Origin of the sequence: Streptomyces sp. Ag109_G2-15 (assembly GCF_900215565.1) — a bacterium.
In the GTDB taxonomy this organism is placed as follows: domain Bacteria; phylum Actinomycetota; class Actinomycetes; order Streptomycetales; family Streptomycetaceae; genus Streptomyces; species Streptomyces diastatochromogenes.
This window is the reverse complement of record NZ_OCNI01000001.1, coordinates 3320111-3336930: the sequence shown is the minus strand read 5'-3', so window position 1 is coordinate 3336930 and position 16820 is coordinate 3320111. Positions and strand designations below refer to the sequence as shown.

Genomic DNA, 16820 nt, shown 5'->3' with positions numbered 1-16820 from the left:
AAGGCCAATTCCGATGAGACCTCAATGAAATAGCCCTGAGAGAGATTCTCAGGGCTATTCCGGAACCGCAGTGCTATTCACACAGGTTTTATGTCACGGGTTTTACTTCACGACCGTGATCCGGTCGGCCGCCGGCGGCGCGAGCGGTGCCGTCGGGGACGAGTGCGCGGTCAGGTACTTCTCCAGTGCGCCCAGGTCGTCACCGCCCACCAGGTCGCCGGTGCCCTGGCCGAGGGTCGGGAAGCCGTCGCCGCCGCCCGCCAGGAAGCTGTTGGTGGCGACGCGGTAGGTGGTCGCCGGGTCGATCGGCGCGCCGTTCAGACGGATGGAGTCGGTGACCACGCGGTCGGCACCGGTCTTCGTCAGGTCCAGCGTGTACGTCAGGCCGGCCGACGGCTGCAGGATCTTGGGGGCCGCCGCGTTGGCCCCGCTCACCTGCTCCTTGAGTACCTGGACCAGCTGGGCGCCGGTGAAGTCCTGCAGGTTCACGGTGTTGGCGAAGGGCTGGACCGTGAAGCCCTCGGCGTAGGTGACGACCCCGTCGCCCTCGGCGCCCTTGGCCGTGTAGGTCAGGCCCGCCCGCACGCCGCCCGGGTTCATCAGGGCGAGGCTGGTCTTCGGGTCCAGCTCCCGGCCGTAGGCGAGCTGCGCGTCGGCGATCAGGTCGCCCATCGGGGACTCGGTGCCGGTGTTGTTGACGTCGGCCGAGATGTAGCCGATGGCGCGGTTGCCGATGGGGGCCGCCAGGGTGTTCCAGCGGGAGATCAGGTCCGTCATGTCCGGGGCCTTCGGGACGTCCCGGGTGACCACGTGGTTCGCGGACTTCACGGCCGTACGCGCGATGTCGCCGGTGAAGCGGTCGTACGTCAGCGTGGTGTCGGTGTACAGGCGGCCGAAGGAGGCCGCCGAGGTGACCATGCGGGGCCGGCCCGACGGGTCGGGGATCGTGCAGACGTAGGCGGCGTGGGTGTGGCCGGTGACGAGCGCGTCGACCGCCGGGGTCACGTTCTTCGCGATGTCGACGATCGGGCCCGAGATGCCGGCGCCCGCGCCCGGGGAGTCGCAGTCGTAGTTGTACGCGCCCGAGGCCGGGAAGCCGCCCTCGTGGACCAGGGCCACGATCGAGCGGACGCCCTGGCGCTGGAGCACCTTGGCGTACTTGTTGATCGTCTCGACCTCGTCCTTGAAGGTCAGGCCCTTGACGCCGTCGGCGGAGACGATGTTCGGGGTGCCTTCGAGCGTGACGCCGATGAAGCCGATCCGGACGTCCTTCTTCTTCCAGATCCAGTACGGCTTCAGGATCGGCTTGCCGGTCTTCTCGTCCAGCACGTTCGCGGCCAGGTACGGGAAGTCCGCGCCCTGGAACTCCTCGTCCGCGTAGCAGCCGTCCGTCGGGTGGCAGCCGCCGTTCTGCAGGCGGGCCAGTTCCCTCGCACCCTCGTCGAACTCGTGGTTGCCGACCGAGGTGACGTCCAGCTTCAGCTTGTTGAGCGCCTCGATCGTGGGCTCGTCGTGGAAGAGCCCGGACAGCAGCGGGGAGGCGCCGACCATGTCGCCGCCGGCCGCGGTGATGGAGTACGGGTGCCCCTCGCGGGCCGTGCGCAGGTGGGTGGCGAGGTACTCGACGCCGCCCGCGTCGACCGTCTTCGTCGTGCCGTCCGGCTGCAGCTCGGTGACCCGGCCGGAGGAGCCGGACGGGGGTTCGAGGTTGCCGTGCAGGTCGTTGAAGGAGAGCAGCTGGACGTCCTGGTAGCGGCTCGGCAGCGGGTGGCCGCCCTGGTCCTGGTGGGCCTGCGCGGGGAGCGCGGCGGCCAGGGCGGCGGCCGTGGCGAGAGCGGCGGTCGCGCCGAGGAAGGCGTAGGTACGACGTCTGGTGCGCCGGGGCGCGGCTGGCATGGGACCCCCCTGTGGGTCGGCTGTGGCGAGTGGCCGTTCCGGCGCAGCCTAGGGTCAACGCGCGTAGCGCGACAGGGGGTTCATGGTTACATGCTGTTTTCCCTTTGGTGATTCCTTTAAGCGCTGCGGTGTCGGCACTTCCGCCCGCCCGCCCCGTACCCTCGTACGCATGAGCAGCGACGACGACGTACGACCCTTCCCCTCCCGCTCCATCGAGACCTTCTCCGCACTCGACCCGGACCGGGCCGAGGCCGTGCTCGGGCTGCTCGCCGAGGCCGCCCGCGTCGACGGGCAGCAGCCGGTGTCCGAGCAGGGGCGGTTGCAGCTGCGCGGCGGCGCCCGTGCCGGTGTGTCGCATCTGCTGCTGTCCGTCGGGGACGAACTCGTCGGCTACGCCCAGCTGGAGGACACCGACCCGGTGGAGGCGCCGGCCGCCGAACTGGTCGTCCACCCCGCACACCGCGGGCACGGGCACGGGCGGGCGCTGGGCTCGGCGCTGCTCGCCGCCTCGGGCAAGCGGCTGCGGGTGTGGGCGCACGGCGGGCACTCCGCCGCCCGGCACCTCGCCCAGGTGCTGGGGCTGACCCTGTTCCGCGAACTGCGCCAGATGCGGCGGTCGTTGACCGATCTGGAGCTGGCCGACCCGGTGCTGCCGGAGGGCGTGAGCGTGCGCACCTTCGAGCCCGGCAAGGACGACGCGGCCTGGCTCGCCGTCAACGCGGCCGCCTTCGCGCACCATCCGGAGCAGGGCTCGCTGACCCAGCGCGACCTGGACGACCGCAAGGCCGAGGCGTGGTTCGACCCCGCCGGGTTCTTCCTCGCCGAGCGGGCCGGGGAGCTGGTCGGCTTCCACTGGACCAAGGTGCACGCGGAGGAGGGGCTCGGCGAGGTGTACGTGCTCGGGGTCCGCCCGGGCGAGCAGGGCGGCGGCCTCGGCAAGGCCCTGACCACGATCGGCCTGCGCCATCTGGCCGGCCAGGGAATGCCGGCGGCGATGCTGTACGTCGACGCGGACAACACGGCGGCGGTGTCGGTCTACGAGCGGCTGGGGTTCACCACGCACGAGACCGACCTGATGTACCGCACGGAGACGTGAGCCCGTACCGCACTCGGATGTGAGCGCGGCTCAGCGTCCGCCGCAGTCGTCGGCGCCCTTCGGCACCCGCACCCCGAGCAGCTTCGCCGCCTGGGCCGTGGTCGTGTGCGACGAGGTCAGCTCGGTCCAGTGGGCCTTCACCCGGGCCGCGATCTCGTCGTGCGGGCGGGCCAGCAGCCGCTTGACGACCGCGGTCTGCTGGGCCGAGACGCGCAGGCTGCCGGTGGGCGCGAGCACCACCCCCGAGCCGCTGAGGCTGTCGTCGACGCGGAGGTGGCGGAAGGTGGTCAGCGGGTCCGGGTCGGAGCCGAGGGCCAGCCACATGGTCGTCACCACCCGGGCGTCGCACATGGAGGACGCGGTGTCCTCGTCGCCGGCCACCAGCACCGAGGCGACTCCGACCGCGAACTCGGGAACCCGGTTGCCGCCCCAGCGGGTGCCCACGGTCACCTGGTCCGGGGTGCGGGTGGGCAGGGCGGTGCTGTCGCTGGAGAGGTCGAAGACCTCGCCGATGCTCTGGCGCACCGTGAGCCGTACCGTGGCGGCCCGGCCGCCCGCGTCCGCCTGGAGCCGGTCCACGACGGCCGCCCAGTGCCCGGTCCAGCCCCGCCACTCCGGGAAGGCGCAGTAGGCCGAGCCGCCCCGGTCCACGCACGACTGGAGCTTCTCCGGCGTCCGGTACGCGGCCTCCCGCGCCGCCCGCAGCCGCGCCGAGTCGCCCGGCGCCTGACCGACGGCGCCGACGGCCGTGGCGGCGAGGGCCAGCACGGTCACCGCCCGCAGGGCCCCGGTGCGCCCGCCGGCCACCAGGACCGCGAGGGCCACGCACAGCGCGGTCAGGCCGGCGAGATACAGCGCGTGCCAGGCGGCCGGGCGGCCCAGCAGACCGGACGGGATCGGGTCGGAGCTGAACTCGCCGACCGTGGGCCACAGCCACTGCACCGCGTGCGCGCCGGAGGTCAGCGTGTTGAGGACCAGCACGACGAGGTAGAGCACGACCAGGAACAGGGCGGGGGCCACCGGGTGCGGGGCGACCCGGGCGAGCAGCACCGCGAGGGCGCCGGAGAGCAGCACGGCCAGCGGGGCCACGGCCAGTTCGGCGACCGAGCCGTGCCCGGCGGCGCCCGGCTTCAGCGCCGCCCAGCCGAACTGGACGGCGGCCAGGAGGGCGCTGAGGGCGGCGTACGGCACGACCGACAGGGCGTGGGCCAGGGTGCGGCGGGCGCGCCCCATCGCCAGTACGTCGAACTGTTCCTCCGTGTGCTGCCGCCGGGAGCGCAGGGCGGCGCGGTTGACGCAGACGAGCAGGGCGAGGGAGAGCAGGAGGGCGCCGGACTGGGTTGCGCGGTCGACGTTCTGCAGGACGGGGTAGGCGTCCATGCCCTCCGCCTTCCCGACCAGCCCGCCGAACATGTTGTCGGCGGTGTTGAGGACGTACAGCAGGCCGAAGAGCAGGACCGGGATCTGGGTGAGCAGATCGCGGGCCTCGAAGCGGGCCAGGTCGAGGAGGGCCGCGGTACGGCGGGGTGCGGGGGCGGTCGCGAGGGTCGTGCTCATGCCGCGGCCTCCGTGGTGTCGTGCCGGGTGTCCAGGACGAGCAGGTAGCCGTCCTCCAGGGTGGGTTCGAGAAGCTGCGCGCCCGCCGGCGGGTGTCCGACGTTGCGGAAGGTGCCGTCGCCGGTCCGCCAGCCCGCCCTCGCGCCGGGGTCGCGCCGGGTACCGCTCCACACGCGCCCGGCGGCGCGGGCGGTCAGCTCGGCCGGGGTGCCCTCGAAGTGGACGCGGCCGGCGGCGAGCACCACGACGTACTGGCAGAGCATCGCCACGTCCTCGGTCTGGTGGGTGGAGAGCAGGACGGTCCGGCCCTCCCCCGCCTCGGCGATCAACTCCCGGAACCGGATGCGCTGTTCGGGGTCGAGTCCGACGGTCGGTTCGTCCAGCACGAGGAAGCCGGGGTCGCCGACGAGCGCTGCGGCCAGTGCGACCCGCTGCCGCATCCCGCCGGACAGCCGCTTGATCCGCTTGCCGCGGACCTCCCCGAGGTCGACGGCCTCCAGCACCCGCCGCACCTCCCGGTGCCGGGCCGCGCGGTCGGTCAGCTCCTTGAGGATCGCCACGTAGTCGACGAACTCGAAGGCGGTGAAGTCCGGGTGGTGGCCCGGCGTCTGGGGCAGGTAGCCGAGGGCACGGCGGGCGGCGAGCCGGCCGTCCGGGGTGGCCGGGTCGTGCCCGAGCACCGTGAAGGCACCCCGGTCCGGCGGCACGGCCGTCGCCAGCACCCGCAACAGGCTGGTCTTGCCCGCCCCGTTGGGCCCGAGCAGCCCGGTGACGCCGGGGGCGAGACGCAGCGAGACGCCGTCGAGGGCGGCGGTACCGCCGTAGCGCAGGGTGAGGCCTTCGGCCGAGACGGTGGTGGTCATGCGGGGCTCCAAGTCGGAGGGTCTGTCGGAGGGTCTGAGGACAGGGGCCGACAAGCGGCCCAGGTGTCACGTGCCGTCGCGTTCCGGGAAGCCCCCGTAAGGCCTCGCGTCGAAGTGGTCGCGGGCCCGGTAGAGCAGGACCGCGGCCAAGGCGGTGACGGCTGCCGCTGCCGACTGGCCGGCCGGGGTGAACGGCACCGGCGTCGCGCCGGCGTGTGTGTAGACCGCCCAGGCCACCAGCGCCAGCCATCCGCCGCCGACGAGGGCGGGCGCGAGGAGTGGTCCGAGGCGGGCGGAGAGGGCGAGCGCGGCCGCGGTCAGAGCGAGCGCGGGCAGCAGCCAGGCCAGGGCCAGCAGCCCGTAGCCCGGCAGGGCGAGGGTGGCCATCCCGTTGAGCGCGAGGCCGGTGCCGAGCGCGGCGACCGTGCGGATCATCAGCAGCTTGAATCCGTGCAGCGGGGCGACCACGGCCATCTCGTACGTCGGGTCCAGCGCGGGCCGGTACGACAGGGCCACACTCGCGAGTGGGGCCAGCGGGGCGAGGGCCAGGAACAGGACGGGCGTGTGGATCACGTGCACCGCCAGCACCGTCAGCATCAGCACCAGGCCGGTCGCCAGCAGCCAGGAGCGGCGCAGCACCGGGGTCGCGGCGAGCAGTCGCGCCGTGTGGTCGGCGGCTCCGAGCCGGACCAGCAGCGCCTCGAACACTCCGCGCCGGGGTGCGTCCAGTTCGGCGTCCAGCCGCTCCCAGCCGGCGTCCAGCAGGGCCGGGTCGCTCGCCTCGGCGAGCAGCGCCCGGCAGTCGGCGCAGGCGGCGAGGTGCGCGTCGGCGGACCAGAGTGCCGGGGGCGCCAACTCACCGCGCGCATAGGCGCGTACGTCCTCTTCGGTGACGTGCCAGCTCATGCCAGTGCCTCCCGCAGCTGCTTGCGGGCGCGCATCGCCCGTGTCTTGACGGTTCCGGCCGGTATGCCGAGCAGCACCGCCGCCTCCCGGGTGGTCAGCCCGTCGACGACCGTGGCCTGCAGGACCGCCCGCAGTTCCGGCGAGAGCCGGACCAGGGCACCGGCCAGGTCCCCGTGCTCCACCCCCGCGAGCACGCGTTCCTCCGCCGACGCCTCGTCCCGGTGCCGCAGCCGGGCGAGCGCCTGCCGCAGCCGGCCCCGCGCCCCGTCACCGCGCAGCGCGTCGACCAGCCGCCGCGACCCGATCCGCCACAGCCACCCGGCCGCGTCCCCGGCGTCACCGTCCTCGCGGTAGCGGGCGCTCCCCCGCCACACCGCGAGGAACGTCTCCTGGACCACGTCGTCGACGACCCCGGCGTCCGCGCACCGGCTGCGCAGCCGGGCGGTCAGCCAGGGCGCGTACCGCCGGTACAGCTCCTCGAAGGCGCGCCGGTCCCCGGCCGCGGCGATGGCCCGCAGCAGCTCCCCGTCGCTCTGTGGTGTGCTCACGTCTCCTCATCGGACGAGCCCCGCCGATCGGTTCACGGAAGTCTGACTTGACTTCCACCACCCCCCTCCACCACCCTTTCACTACTCAATTAGTGAAAGGGTGGTTCAACGCGTGGTCGAATTCCGCATCGACCGGCACAGCGGTGTCGCCACCTACGTCCAGATCGTCCAGCAGACCAAACAGGCCCTCCGCCTGGGCCTGCTGCAGCCCGGCGACCGGCTGCCGACGGCCCGCGAGGTCGTGGAGGCCACCGCCATCAACCCCAACACCGTCCTCAAGGCCTACCGCGAGCTGGAGCGGGAGGGCCTGGTCGAGGCGCGGCGCGGGCTCGGCACCTTCGTCCGGCGGTCCCTGGGCGCCGCCCCGGCCGACTCCCCCCTGCGGGCGGAGCTGGAGGCGTGGGCGGCGAAGGCCGTCGACGCGGGGCTGGACCGGGACGACGTGGCGGCCCTCTTCACCGCCGTACTCGACAAGCACTTCCAGGGAGAAGGTTCATGAGCGACACGGCTCTGGAGGCCACCGGCCTCGGCAAGCGCTTCGGGCGCCGGGGAGGCTGGGCGCTGCGCGACGTCGCCTTCCGGCTGCCCGCCGGGCGGGTGTGCGCCCTCGTCGGGCCCAACGGCGCCGGCAAGTCGACACTGCTCGCCCTCGCCGCCGGGCTGCTCCCGCCCACCGAGGGCCGGCTGACGGTGCTCGGCGGCACGCCCGCCGGGGCCCGCGCCCGGGTCGGCTTCGTCGCCCAGGACAAGCCGCTGTACCCGCAGCTCACCGTCGCCGAGACGCTGCGGATGGGCGCCGACCTCAACCCCGAGCGCTGGGACGCGGCCACCGCCGAGCAGGTCGTGGCCGGCGGCGACCTGGACCCGCGGTCCCGCATACGGTCGCTGTCCGGCGGACAGCGCACCCGCGTCGCCCTCGCCCTGGCCCTCGGCAAGCGGCCCGAACTGCTGCTGCTGGACGAGCCGATGGCCGACCTCGACCCGCTGGCCCGGCACGAGCTGATGGGCACCCTGATGGCCGAGGCCGCGCAGTACGGCACCACCATCGTGATGTCCTCGCACGTGGTGGCCGAGCTGGAGGACTCCTGCGACCACCTGCTGCTGGCCGGCGGCGGCCGGATCCGCCTCGCCGGCGAGATCGACGACCTGCTCGCCGCCCATCTGCGGGTCAGCGGGGCCGCCGGGTCCACCGACCTGAGCGCGCACACCGTGGTCGAGTCCCGGGTCACCGGCCGCCAGCTGACCGCGCTGATCCGCCCGGCCGGACCGCTCCCCGGCGACCTGCGCACCTCGGTGCCCTCGCTGGAGGAACTCGTCCTCGCCCACCTGCGCAACCCCGAGGCCCCCACGCTCAGCGCCGCACCGGCCGTGACCCAGGGGAGTGCCGCGTGACCGCCGTGACGACGCCGGCGGCCGTCCGCCGCCCGCACCTCACCCGCTGGGTGCTGCGCCTGCACCGGCCGGAACTGGTCGCCTGGGCAAGCCTGGTGATCCTCGGCGCCGCCCTGCTGCTGTGGCTCGGGGGACCGCTCACCGACGCGGCGGCGGACGGCTGGCGCCAGTACAACGCCTGCGACTGGTCCGACAAGTGCTCCTACGACCAGGACGCGATCCTGCGCTACAAGGACGCGTACAACTACCTCACGCTCACCCTCGCCGCGCTGCCGCTCCTGGTCGGGGCCTGGGCGGCCGCCGCCCTCACCGGCCGCGAGCTGGAGTCCGGCACCGCGCAGCTGGCCTGGGCGCAGGGCGTCACCCCGGCCCGCTGGCTGGCGACCAGGCTGGCCCTGCCGGCCGTCGCGGTCACCGCGGGGACGAGCCTGCTGGTGTTCCTGCACCACCGGGCGTGGTCGGCCGCTCGCGGCCGCGTCGACACCGCGAAGAGCCAGTGGGACACCTGGACCTTCGTCACCAACGGCCCCGGCACCGTCGCCCTCGCGCTGGCCGCCCTGGCCGTGGGCGCCCTCGCCGGCCTGACCCTGCGCCGCGCCCTGCCCGCGCTGGCCACCGCCGTCGTCGCCACCGCGGGCCTGTGGGGCCTCGCGCAGTGGCTCATGCCGCACCTGTGGCCGGCCGTCACCCGCGTGACCGGCCTCCAGCACCCCTTCGGTTACTCCTCCGGCGGCCTGGGCGTCGACCAGGGCCTGGTCGCCCGCACCGGCGGCCACATCCCCGAGCCCGTCTGCCACGCGGACGCCTGGGAGGACTGCCGACGGCTCTTCGAGAAGCGGGGCGGGGTCGGCTTCTACTACACCTACCACCCCGACGCGCACCACTGGCCGCTCCAGCTGGCCACCGGCGCCTTCGTCCTGGCCCTGGCCTGCCTGTTCGCAGGGGCCGCGTTCCTGGTGCTCAGACGCCTCACCGGCCCGTTCCGGCCCGGCAAGGGGGCCACCGCATGAGCGCCGCCCTCCAGGGCCTGCCCCGCACCGTGCTGCGGCTGCACCGCACCGCCCTGCTCGTCTGGGCCGCCGTCGTCGCCGGCCTGACCGGCTGGCTGGTGTACCTGAACGAGGTCACCGCGGCCGCCACCCGCAGGGCCGAGCGGGCCTGCGCCCACACGGACGTGTGCATCGACTCCTTCGACCGCTTCGACTACGGCACCACGGTCGGCTGGATCGGCACCCTCATCTGCTACACCTTCCTCGCCGTCGCCGCCTTCGCGGGCGGCGCGCTCGTCGGCCGCGAACTGGAGTCCGGCACCGCGCGGCTGGCCTGGACGCAGGGCGTCACCCCGGTGCGCTGGCTGACCGCCAAGCTGGCCCTGCCCGCCGTGGCCGTCGCCGCCGGAGGACTGACCCTGGTCCTCGCGTTCCGCTGGGGCTGGTCGGCGGGCGAGGACCTGATCCCGATCACCCACTGGTACCAGAGCGACATCATCGTGGCCCGCGGCCCGCTCACGGTGGCGTACGGCCTGTGCGCCCTCGCCGTCGGCGCGCTCGCCGCGCTGCTGCTGCGCCGCACCCTGGCCGCGCTCGGCACCGCCTTCGCCGCGATGTGGCTGCTCAACTTCCTGCTCACCCGCTACCGCGCCGACCTGTGGCCCGCGGTCACCCGCACCTCCGGCAGGAGCATCGAGCTGCCCGACAACGCCTGGCGGGTGAACTCGGGACGGAACGCCGACGGCTATTTCGCCGTCTACCACCCCGCGTCCCACTTCTGGCCACTCCAGTGGGTGGAGACCGGCATCGTCCTGGCCGCGGCGGCGCTGACCACCGCCGCCGCGTACGCGGTACTGCGCCGCCGGGCGGCCTGACACCGAGGCGAGCCGAGGCTCCGTACGCCCCTTCGGTCCCGTACGTCCCTTCCACGGGGGGAGTGACGTACGGGACCGTCGCTTTCCCGGGTACCGGACCGTCGCCTTCGCGGGTACCGGATCGTCACTTTCGGGCGCACGGGATCGTCACTTGCGCGCCTCGGACCTACCCCTTCGAGCCGCCCCGCGATATCCCGCACGTCATGTCTCCGTAACCATCGATTCAGACGGTCTTGCGACGCTCAGCCAATGAACCCCGCCGTGCCAGAGCCTTCGCCGCCCCCGAGGGGATCGCGAAAAACGGGACCGTGAAGCTCCCTCCCGCACGTTCCGACGCGCCTGTCTCGCCCTTGGCGCGGAAGAATGGGTTCATGAGTCAGCAAGACACCCAGGCAGAGGTCCAGCACGTCCAGCCCTCCGTGGGCTCCATCGCCGCGCACCGGCCGCACACCGTGGCCGCGGCGGTCTCCGACCTCGAACCCGACATCGATGCCGACCTCGACGCCTACGAGGAGGCGCCGGGTGAGGGGGCACCGCTGCCGCAGGGTCGTTTCCTCGACCGGGAGCGAAGCTGGCTCGCGTTCAACGAGCGCGTACTGGAACTGGCCGAGGACCCGAACACGCCCCTGCTGGAGCGCGCCAACTTCCTGGCGATCTTCGCCAGCAACCTGGACGAGTTCTTCATGGTCCGGGTGGCCGGTCTGAAGCGCCGTATCGCGACGGGCGTCGCCACCCGTTCGGCCTCCGGCCTCCAGCCGCGCGAGGTCCTGGAGATGATCTGGGCCCGCTCCCGCGAGCTGATGGCCCGGCACGCCGCCTGCTACCACGAGGACGTCGCCCCCGCGCTCGCGGAGGAGGGCATCCACCTGGTCCGCTGGAACGAGCTGACCGAGAAGGAGCAGGCGCGCCTCTTCACGCTCTTCCGGCACCAGATCTTCCCGGTCCTCACCCCGCTGGCCGTGGACCCCGCGCACCCGTTCCCGTACATCTCCGGCCTGTCCCTGAACCTGGCCGTCGTCGTACGCAACCCGGTCAGCGGCCACAAGCACTTCGCCCGGGTGAAGGTGCCGCCGCTGCTGTCCCGCTTCCTGGAGGCCGCGCCCGGCCGGTACGTCCCGCTGGAGGACGTCATCGCCGCGCACCTGGAGGAGCTGTTCCCGGGCATGGAGGTGGTGGAGCACCACGCCTTCCGGCTGACCAGGAACGAGGACCTGGAGGTCGAGGAGGACGACGCCGAGAACCTGCTCCAGGCCCTGGAGAAGGAACTCATGCGGCGCCGCTTCGGGCCGCCGGTGCGCCTGGAGGTCGAGGAGTCCATCGACCGCGAGGTGCTCGACCTGCTGGTGCGCGAGCTGAAGATCAGCGAGGCCGAGGTGTACCCGCTGCCGGGTCCCCTGGACCTCACCGGTCTCTTCCGCATCGCCGGCATCGACCGCCCCGAGCTGAAGTACCCGAAGTTCATCGCGGGCACCCACCGCGACCTCGCCGAGGTCGAGTCGGCGTCCGCGCCCGACATCTTCGCGGCCCTGCGCAGCCGGGACGTCCTGCTGCACCACCCGTACGACTCCTTCTCGACGTCCGTGCAGGCCTTCGTGGAGCAGGCGGCCGAGGACCCGGACGTCCTCGCGATCAAGCAGACCCTGTACCGGACCTCCGGCGACTCCCCGATAGTCAACGCGCTCATCGACGCCGCCGAGGCCGGCAAGCAGGTGCTCGTCCTGGTCGAGATCAAGGCCCGCTTCGACGAGCACGCCAACATCAAGTGGGCGAAGCGTCTGGAGGAGGCCGGCTGCCACGTCGTGTACGGCCTGGTCGGCCTGAAGACCCACTGCAAGCTGTCCCTGGTGGTCCGCCAGGAGGGCGAGACGCTGCGGCGCTACAGCCATGTCGGCACGGGCAACTACCACCCGAAGACGGCCCGCCTGTACGAGGACCTCGGCCTGCTCACCGCCGACCCCCAGGTCGGCGCCGACCTCTCCGACCTCTTCAACCGCCTCTCCGGCTACTCCCGCCGCGAGACGTACCGCCGGCTCCTGGTCGCCCCCAAGTCCCTGCGGGACGGCCTGGTCCAGCGGATCAACAAGGAGATCCAGCACCACCGGGCGGGGCGTCCGGCCTTCGTCCGCATCAAGGTCAACTCGATCGTCGACGAGGCGCTCATCGACGCCTGCTACCGGGCGTCCCAGGCGGGTGTGCCGGTCGACATCTGGGTGCGGGGCATCTGCGCCGTCCGCCCGGGCGTCGCGGGCCTGTCGGAGAACATCCGGGTCCGCTCGATCCTCGGCCGGTTCCTCGAACACTCCCGGGTGTTCGCCTTCGGCAACGGCGGCGAGCCCGAGGTGTGGATCGGCAGCGCCGACATGATGCACCGCAACCTCGACCGCCGGATAGAGGCCCTGGTCCGGGTCACCGACCCCGGCCACCGGGCGGCCCTGAACCGGCTGCTCGACACGGGCATGTCCGACGCCACCGCCTCCTGGCACCTCGGCCCCGACGGCGAGTGGACCCGGCACGCGACCGACGCGGACGGACAGCCCCTGCGCAACGTTCAGGAGATGCTCATAGACGCCCGGAGGCGCCGGCGTGGCAACGCAACACCTTGACCCGACGGACCCGACGGCCTCGGAGGTGACCGGGGACGCCCTCGCGGGCTACCTGCGCTCCCAGGCCACGGAGTTCCTCCGCGCGCTGCGCCTGCACCGGGAGAACGGCAGCGGTGGGGGTGCCCCCGCGGGAGCGTATTCGAGCGTGGGGGAGAACGGCGCGGAGGAGTCCGTCGACGCGGCCCGGGCCCTGCGCCGCTCGGCCCGCCGCATCAGCGGCAGCCTGCACACGTTCCGCCCCCTCCTCGACACCGACTGGTCGGAGGAGATGCGCCCGGAACTGGCCTGGCTGTCGGGCACGCTGGGCCTTGAGCACGCGTACGAGTCCCGCCTGGAACGGCTGCTGCTGGCACTGCACCGGCTGTCGGGTTCCACGTCACTGCCCGCACAGGCCGTGATCACCACCGACCTGGCTGCGGGCGGTCGTGCCGCCGGCCCGACGCCCACACCGGAACGCGGCAACCTCACCGTGGGCGCGGCAAAAGCAGGCGCCCTACTGGAACGACAGCTGACCCTGGCCCGGACCCGCGCCCACTCCACCGCCCTCCAGGCCCTGGGATCCAGCCGCTTCCACGCCGTCGCTGACAAGGTCGCCGTACTCGCCAGCGAGGTCCTCCTCACCCCCACCGCCCCCACCACCGACCTGCGCCCCCTCGCGGCCGCCGCCGAAGAACGCCTCACGGACGCCATCGCCGCCCTCCCGCTGCTCACCGCCGGCCACCCCTACAACGCGGAGGCCCTGGTCCACGGCCTGTCCCCGGACCCGTCCCCGCACCCCCAGGACGGCCCCTGGCACCAGGTCCGCCTGCTGCTGCGGCTGCACCGCTACGCCCGCGAGGTGCTGTACGCAGGCAGCGCCCCCGTGGACGTACGCCTGCTGGCGGCGGGCCAGGCCCTGAACCGGCACCGGGACGCCTCGGAGGCGGCGGCCGCGGCCGCGCAGGCGGCCCGTACGCCCCGCATCGCGCCGGCCACGGCGTACGCGCTCGGCGTGCTCCACGCCGACCAGCGGCACGAGGTGGAGGCGGCCCGGTTCGCCTTCCAGCAGGCGTGGCAGAAAGAGACGGTCAACGCACCCTGAACCCTCCCGAGGAGGCGGTGTGAACGACACCCTGGTCCAGGCAGCCGGATGCGTGCTGTGGCGCCGCTCGCCGGTCGACGGCGAGCTGGAGGTCTGCCTGGTCCACCGGCCGAAGTACGACGACTGGTCCCACCCGAAGGGCAAGCTCAAGCGGGGCGAGGACCCGCTCGCGGGCGCCCTGCGCGAGGTCGCGGAGGAGACGGGCTACACGGCGGAGCCCGGCACCGAGCTGCCGTCCCTGCACTACCTGGTCAACGGCCGCCCCAAGCAGGTGCGTTACTGGGCGGCCGAGGCCGTCTCCGGCCGGTTCACCCCGAACGACGAGGTGGACCGGATCCTGTGGCTCTCCCCCACCGCGGCCCGGGGCCGGCTGACCCAGCCGCGCGACCGCGACCTCGTGGACACCCTCGTCCGGGAATTCGAACACATGTAGCGGAAGGATCCGGCCAGGGCCAGCCGGTGAAGAACAACGCGGCCTCGGCCACCAACCTCGACCCCGACTGCACCGCGAGCATCTACTACAACAGCGGCCGGAGCGGCCCGGCCGACTACATCCCGGCCAAGTCGTCGGTCTCCCGCCTGAACAACACCTACAACAACAACGCCTCCAACCACTGGGAATTGCCCGCCGCCACGGCTACCACATGGCCCCGGACGTCGACCCGCGCGTGCCCGCGAACCAGAAGAAGCAGACCGACCTGGTGACCTCCCGGCAGCCGAAGACGGCCGCGGACCGCCGGGTCCGCGCCCTCGTGCTCCACGGCACCGCGTCCGACACCCTCACCGAGGCGGACGCCCGGCGCGCCGACGGCCCCCGGCCGCTGCGCGAGGCCAAGGTCATCGGCACCTACAAGGACCGCCCGGTCCGCGAGGGCGGCTGCGCCGAGGAGGCCCGCACCCGGATCGTCGGAGACGGCGGCAGCGAACGCAACCCGGTCGCCATGCGCATCTACCTCAACGGCTTCGCACAGGCCGAGAAGGACCCGGAGGTGCGCAGGGCCGTCAAGGCCTGGTCGTCCTGCATGGCCCGCAAGGGCTACGCGTACGACTCCCCGCTGGCGCATGCTGGAGCGTGCGCTGAAGGTCCTCGCCACCACCAGGGACGCGGCCTTTTGAACCTCGTCACCGGCGGACCGGGCTCGTCACAGGCTCGTCGCGTGGCCCTCCGCGTCCGTTCTGGCCTGGCTGCGCGCCCGGCGGGCCGGGCCGCGCCAGCCGCAGGTGCAGCGGGCCACACAGAAACGGCCCTGCTCGGTCGTAGAAGTGAAATGCCCCTGCCCCTGCCGGACTCGCTCCGGCCCGTCCTGCTGCGCCACGGTGACAACGTTACCGACACCGCGGTTAAAGCGTTTGTATGCCCTATCCCAGCGTTCGGCAGTGCGTGACGGCACTCCCTACTCGTCGTTAACCGGAACAACAGGGGGCCCGTGACGGACGTACCGGCTGGGGGTAGGCAGGCGATGGATCGGCGGCAGCGAAAGCGGGCGGGCAGGACGGTCGTCGCGGTGGGGATCATGGCCGCGCTCGGGGCGGGTGCCACGGGGTGTTCCGGCCGCGGGGCCGCGGCCGAGGGTGTGAACGGCGCGGGCGGCGACCCCGTGACCACCCTGCGGCGCGCCGCCGACACCCTGCGCGGCGCGGGCAGCTCCAAGGCCACCACGTCCATGGAAATGGCGACCGGCGGCACCCGGGTCACCATCCGCGGCAGGGGCGTCTACGACTACCGGCGCCGGCTCGGACAGCTGACCGTCGTGCTGCCGGAGGACCCCGCGGGCACCTCCGAGCACCGGCCCATCACCGAACTCCTCGCCCCCGGCGCCCTGTTCATGAAGAACCGGGGTGCGGGGGTGCCCGCCGACAAGTGGGTGCGGGTGGAGACCGCGAGCCTGTCCGACGGCAACCTCGTCACCGGCGGCGCGACAGACCCGTACGCCGCCGCCGAGGTGCTGCGGGGGACGCGTACGGCGACGTACGTGGGGCGGACGGAGGTCGGCGGCACGCGGGTGCGGCACTACCGGGGGACGGCCGATCTGTCCCATGCGTCGAGGCGTGCCTCGGCCGATGACCGGGCGTCCCTGGCAGCGGCGGCGAAAGGGTTCGCCACGGCCGAGGTTCCGTTCGACGCCTACCTGGACGACGAGGGCCGCATCCGCAAGCTGCGCCAGCACTTCAGCTTCGTCAACGGCCGGGAGAAGACCGCCGTGGCGGTCGCCTCGACGACCCTGCTGTACGACTTCGGCGCCCCGGTGGACGTCCACCTGCCGAGCCCGAAGGACATCTACGCGGGCCGCATCGCCGAGAGCGAGGCCGAAAAGCGATCGGCGCACTAGTCAGGGACGCCACCCGCGAACTAGCCCGTCCGTGCCATGCGCGGTGTGTAGACCGCTCCCTACTCTAGGAAGTCGGTGACGGTTGAGAAGAGGTGATGCACGTGGCTCCGGTCGGCGGTACGGCAGTTCAGGACCACGTGGCCCTCGCCGAGATCGAGCTGTGCGGAGAGCTGATCATCGCCGCCTCGGCCGCCGAGGACCGGCTGAGCCTGGAGAGCATCGACGAGGTCCTGCGGGTGGCCGAGGAGCGGGAATCCGCCGATTTTGATCGGCTGTGATCAGGTGCGTCAGGTGCGCAGGAGCCGGCCGATCGCCTTCGTGGCCTCGTCCACCTTCGCGTCGATCTCGTCGCCGCCCTTGAGGGCCGCGTCCGCGACACAGTGCCGCAGGTGCTCCTCCAGCAACTGCAGGGCGAAGGACTGCAGGGCCTTGGTGGAGGCGGACACCTGGGTGAGTATGTCGATGCAGTAGGTGTCCTCGTCGACCATGCGCTGCAGACCGCGGATCTGGCCCTCGATCCGGCGCAGTCGCTTGAGGTGCTCGTCCTTCTGCTTGTGGTAACCGTGCGTGGCGCCGGCCTCGGTCGTCGTCATCGCGGGCCTCCATCTCGGGACGAACGGCGGATATATACCCCTGGTGGGTATATGGTAACGAATTTTGCTGGGTAAAGGGCCCTTGGTACGC

General features: G+C 72.8%; 18 protein-coding genes. 12 read left to right on the top strand and 6 right to left on the bottom strand.

Going from position 1 to position 16820, the window contains the following annotated elements; translation table 11 throughout:
- Positions 1-102 precede the first annotated feature (102 nt).
- Positions 103-1896, bottom strand: coding sequence for a bifunctional UDP-sugar hydrolase/5'-nucleotidase (locus tag CRP49_RS14915; RefSeq protein ID WP_097253797.1), 1794 nt, complete (start codon positions 1894-1896; stop codon positions 103-105).
- A gap of 169 nt (positions 1897-2065) precedes the next feature.
- Between CRP49_RS14915 and mshD the strand changes: the two genes are divergently transcribed.
- Entirely contained in the window at positions 2066-2992 is a 927-nt protein-coding gene (mshD, locus tag CRP49_RS14910; RefSeq protein ID WP_097253796.1) for a mycothiol synthase, read from the top strand.
- 30 nt (positions 2993-3022) lie between these two features.
- On the opposite strand, the gene CRP49_RS14905 is transcribed toward mshD, so the two are convergent.
- The 4 genes from CRP49_RS14905 to CRP49_RS14890 all read right to left on the bottom strand — a co-directional run bounded on the left by CRP49_RS14905 (position 3023) and on the right by CRP49_RS14890 (position 6866).
- The gene (locus CRP49_RS14905) at positions 3023-4549 is read right to left on the bottom strand and encodes an ABC transporter permease (protein ID WP_097253795.1); all 1527 of its coding nucleotides are present in this window, start codon (positions 4547-4549) and stop codon (positions 3023-3025) included.
- Positions 4546-5412: an ABC transporter ATP-binding protein gene (locus CRP49_RS14900; protein WP_097253794.1), complete on the bottom strand. Its 867-nt coding sequence runs from the start codon at positions 5410-5412 to the stop codon at positions 4546-4548. Before CRP49_RS14900 ends, CRP49_RS14905 begins: the two co-directional genes overlap by 4 nt.
- 66 nt (positions 5413-5478) lie before the next feature.
- Positions 5479-6318: a zf-HC2 domain-containing protein gene (locus tag CRP49_RS14895; protein WP_097253793.1), complete on the bottom strand. Its 840-nt coding sequence runs from the start codon at positions 6316-6318 to the stop codon at positions 5479-5481.
- Positions 6315-6866, bottom strand: a complete 552-nt coding sequence (locus CRP49_RS14890; RefSeq protein WP_094217006.1) for an RNA polymerase sigma factor — start codon at positions 6864-6866, stop codon at positions 6315-6317. Before CRP49_RS14890 ends, CRP49_RS14895 begins: the two co-directional genes overlap by 4 nt.
- Positions 6867-6978: 112 nt before the next feature.
- Here CRP49_RS14890 and CRP49_RS14885 point away from each other — a divergent pair, with 112 nt between their 5' ends.
- The 11 genes from CRP49_RS14885 to CRP49_RS14840 all read left to right on the top strand — a co-directional run bounded on the left by CRP49_RS14885 (position 6979) and on the right by CRP49_RS14840 (position 16414).
- Positions 6979-7365, top strand: a complete 387-nt coding sequence (locus CRP49_RS14885; RefSeq protein WP_097253792.1) for a GntR family transcriptional regulator — start codon at positions 6979-6981, stop codon at positions 7363-7365.
- Positions 7362-8258 (top strand): ABC transporter ATP-binding protein, encoded by an 897-nt coding sequence (locus CRP49_RS14880; protein ID WP_097253791.1) that lies wholly within the window; start codon positions 7362-7364, stop codon positions 8256-8258. The genes CRP49_RS14885 and CRP49_RS14880 overlap by 4 nt, the downstream gene beginning before the upstream one ends.
- Positions 8255-9268 (top strand): ABC transporter permease, encoded by a 1014-nt coding sequence (locus tag CRP49_RS14875; protein ID WP_097253790.1) that lies wholly within the window; start codon positions 8255-8257, stop codon positions 9266-9268. Before CRP49_RS14880 ends, CRP49_RS14875 begins: the two co-directional genes overlap by 4 nt.
- On the top strand, positions 9265-10122 hold the full coding sequence (locus CRP49_RS14870) for a hypothetical protein (protein WP_097253789.1): 858 nt from the start codon (positions 9265-9267) through the stop codon (positions 10120-10122). Before CRP49_RS14875 ends, CRP49_RS14870 begins: the two co-directional genes overlap by 4 nt.
- Positions 10123-10493: 371 nt before the next feature.
- On the top strand, positions 10494-12725 hold the full coding sequence (locus CRP49_RS14865) for an RNA degradosome polyphosphate kinase (RefSeq protein WP_097253788.1): 2232 nt from the start codon (positions 10494-10496) through the stop codon (positions 12723-12725).
- Positions 12706-13806 carry a CHAD domain-containing protein gene (locus tag CRP49_RS14860; RefSeq protein ID WP_097253787.1) on the top strand — a complete coding sequence of 367 codons (1101 nt, stop codon included), beginning with the start codon at positions 12706-12708 and terminating at the stop codon, positions 13804-13806. Before CRP49_RS14865 ends, CRP49_RS14860 begins: the two co-directional genes overlap by 20 nt.
- A 19-nt stretch (positions 13807-13825) precedes the next feature.
- Positions 13826-14239, top strand: a complete 414-nt coding sequence (locus tag CRP49_RS14855) for an NUDIX hydrolase (RefSeq protein WP_097253786.1) — start codon at positions 13826-13828, stop codon at positions 14237-14239.
- A 26-nt stretch (positions 14240-14265) separates the two neighbouring features.
- Positions 14266-14511 (top strand): hypothetical protein, encoded by a 246-nt coding sequence (locus tag CRP49_RS14850; RefSeq protein WP_097253785.1) that lies wholly within the window; start codon positions 14266-14268, stop codon positions 14509-14511.
- The gene (locus CRP49_RS46835) at positions 14451-15191 is read left to right on the top strand and encodes a hypothetical protein (RefSeq protein WP_179851621.1); all 741 of its coding nucleotides are present in this window, start codon (positions 14451-14453) and stop codon (positions 15189-15191) included. The genes CRP49_RS14850 and CRP49_RS46835 overlap by 61 nt, the downstream gene beginning before the upstream one ends.
- Positions 15192-15266: 75 nt before the next feature.
- Positions 15267-16136, top strand: a complete 870-nt coding sequence (locus CRP49_RS14845) for a hypothetical protein (RefSeq protein WP_097253784.1) — start codon at positions 15267-15269, stop codon at positions 16134-16136.
- A gap of 95 nt (positions 16137-16231) precedes the next feature.
- Positions 16232-16414 carry a hypothetical protein gene (locus tag CRP49_RS14840; protein ID WP_094216995.1) on the top strand — a complete coding sequence of 61 codons (183 nt, stop codon included), beginning with the start codon at positions 16232-16234 and terminating at the stop codon, positions 16412-16414.
- Positions 16415-16423: 9 nt separating this feature from the next.
- Here the strand turns inward: CRP49_RS14840 and CRP49_RS14835 are convergent, their stop codons facing one another.
- Complete coding sequence (locus CRP49_RS14835; RefSeq protein WP_020940900.1) at positions 16424-16729, bottom strand: metal-sensitive transcriptional regulator; 306 nt, start codon at positions 16727-16729, stop codon at positions 16424-16426.
- Positions 16730-16820 lie beyond the last annotated feature (91 nt).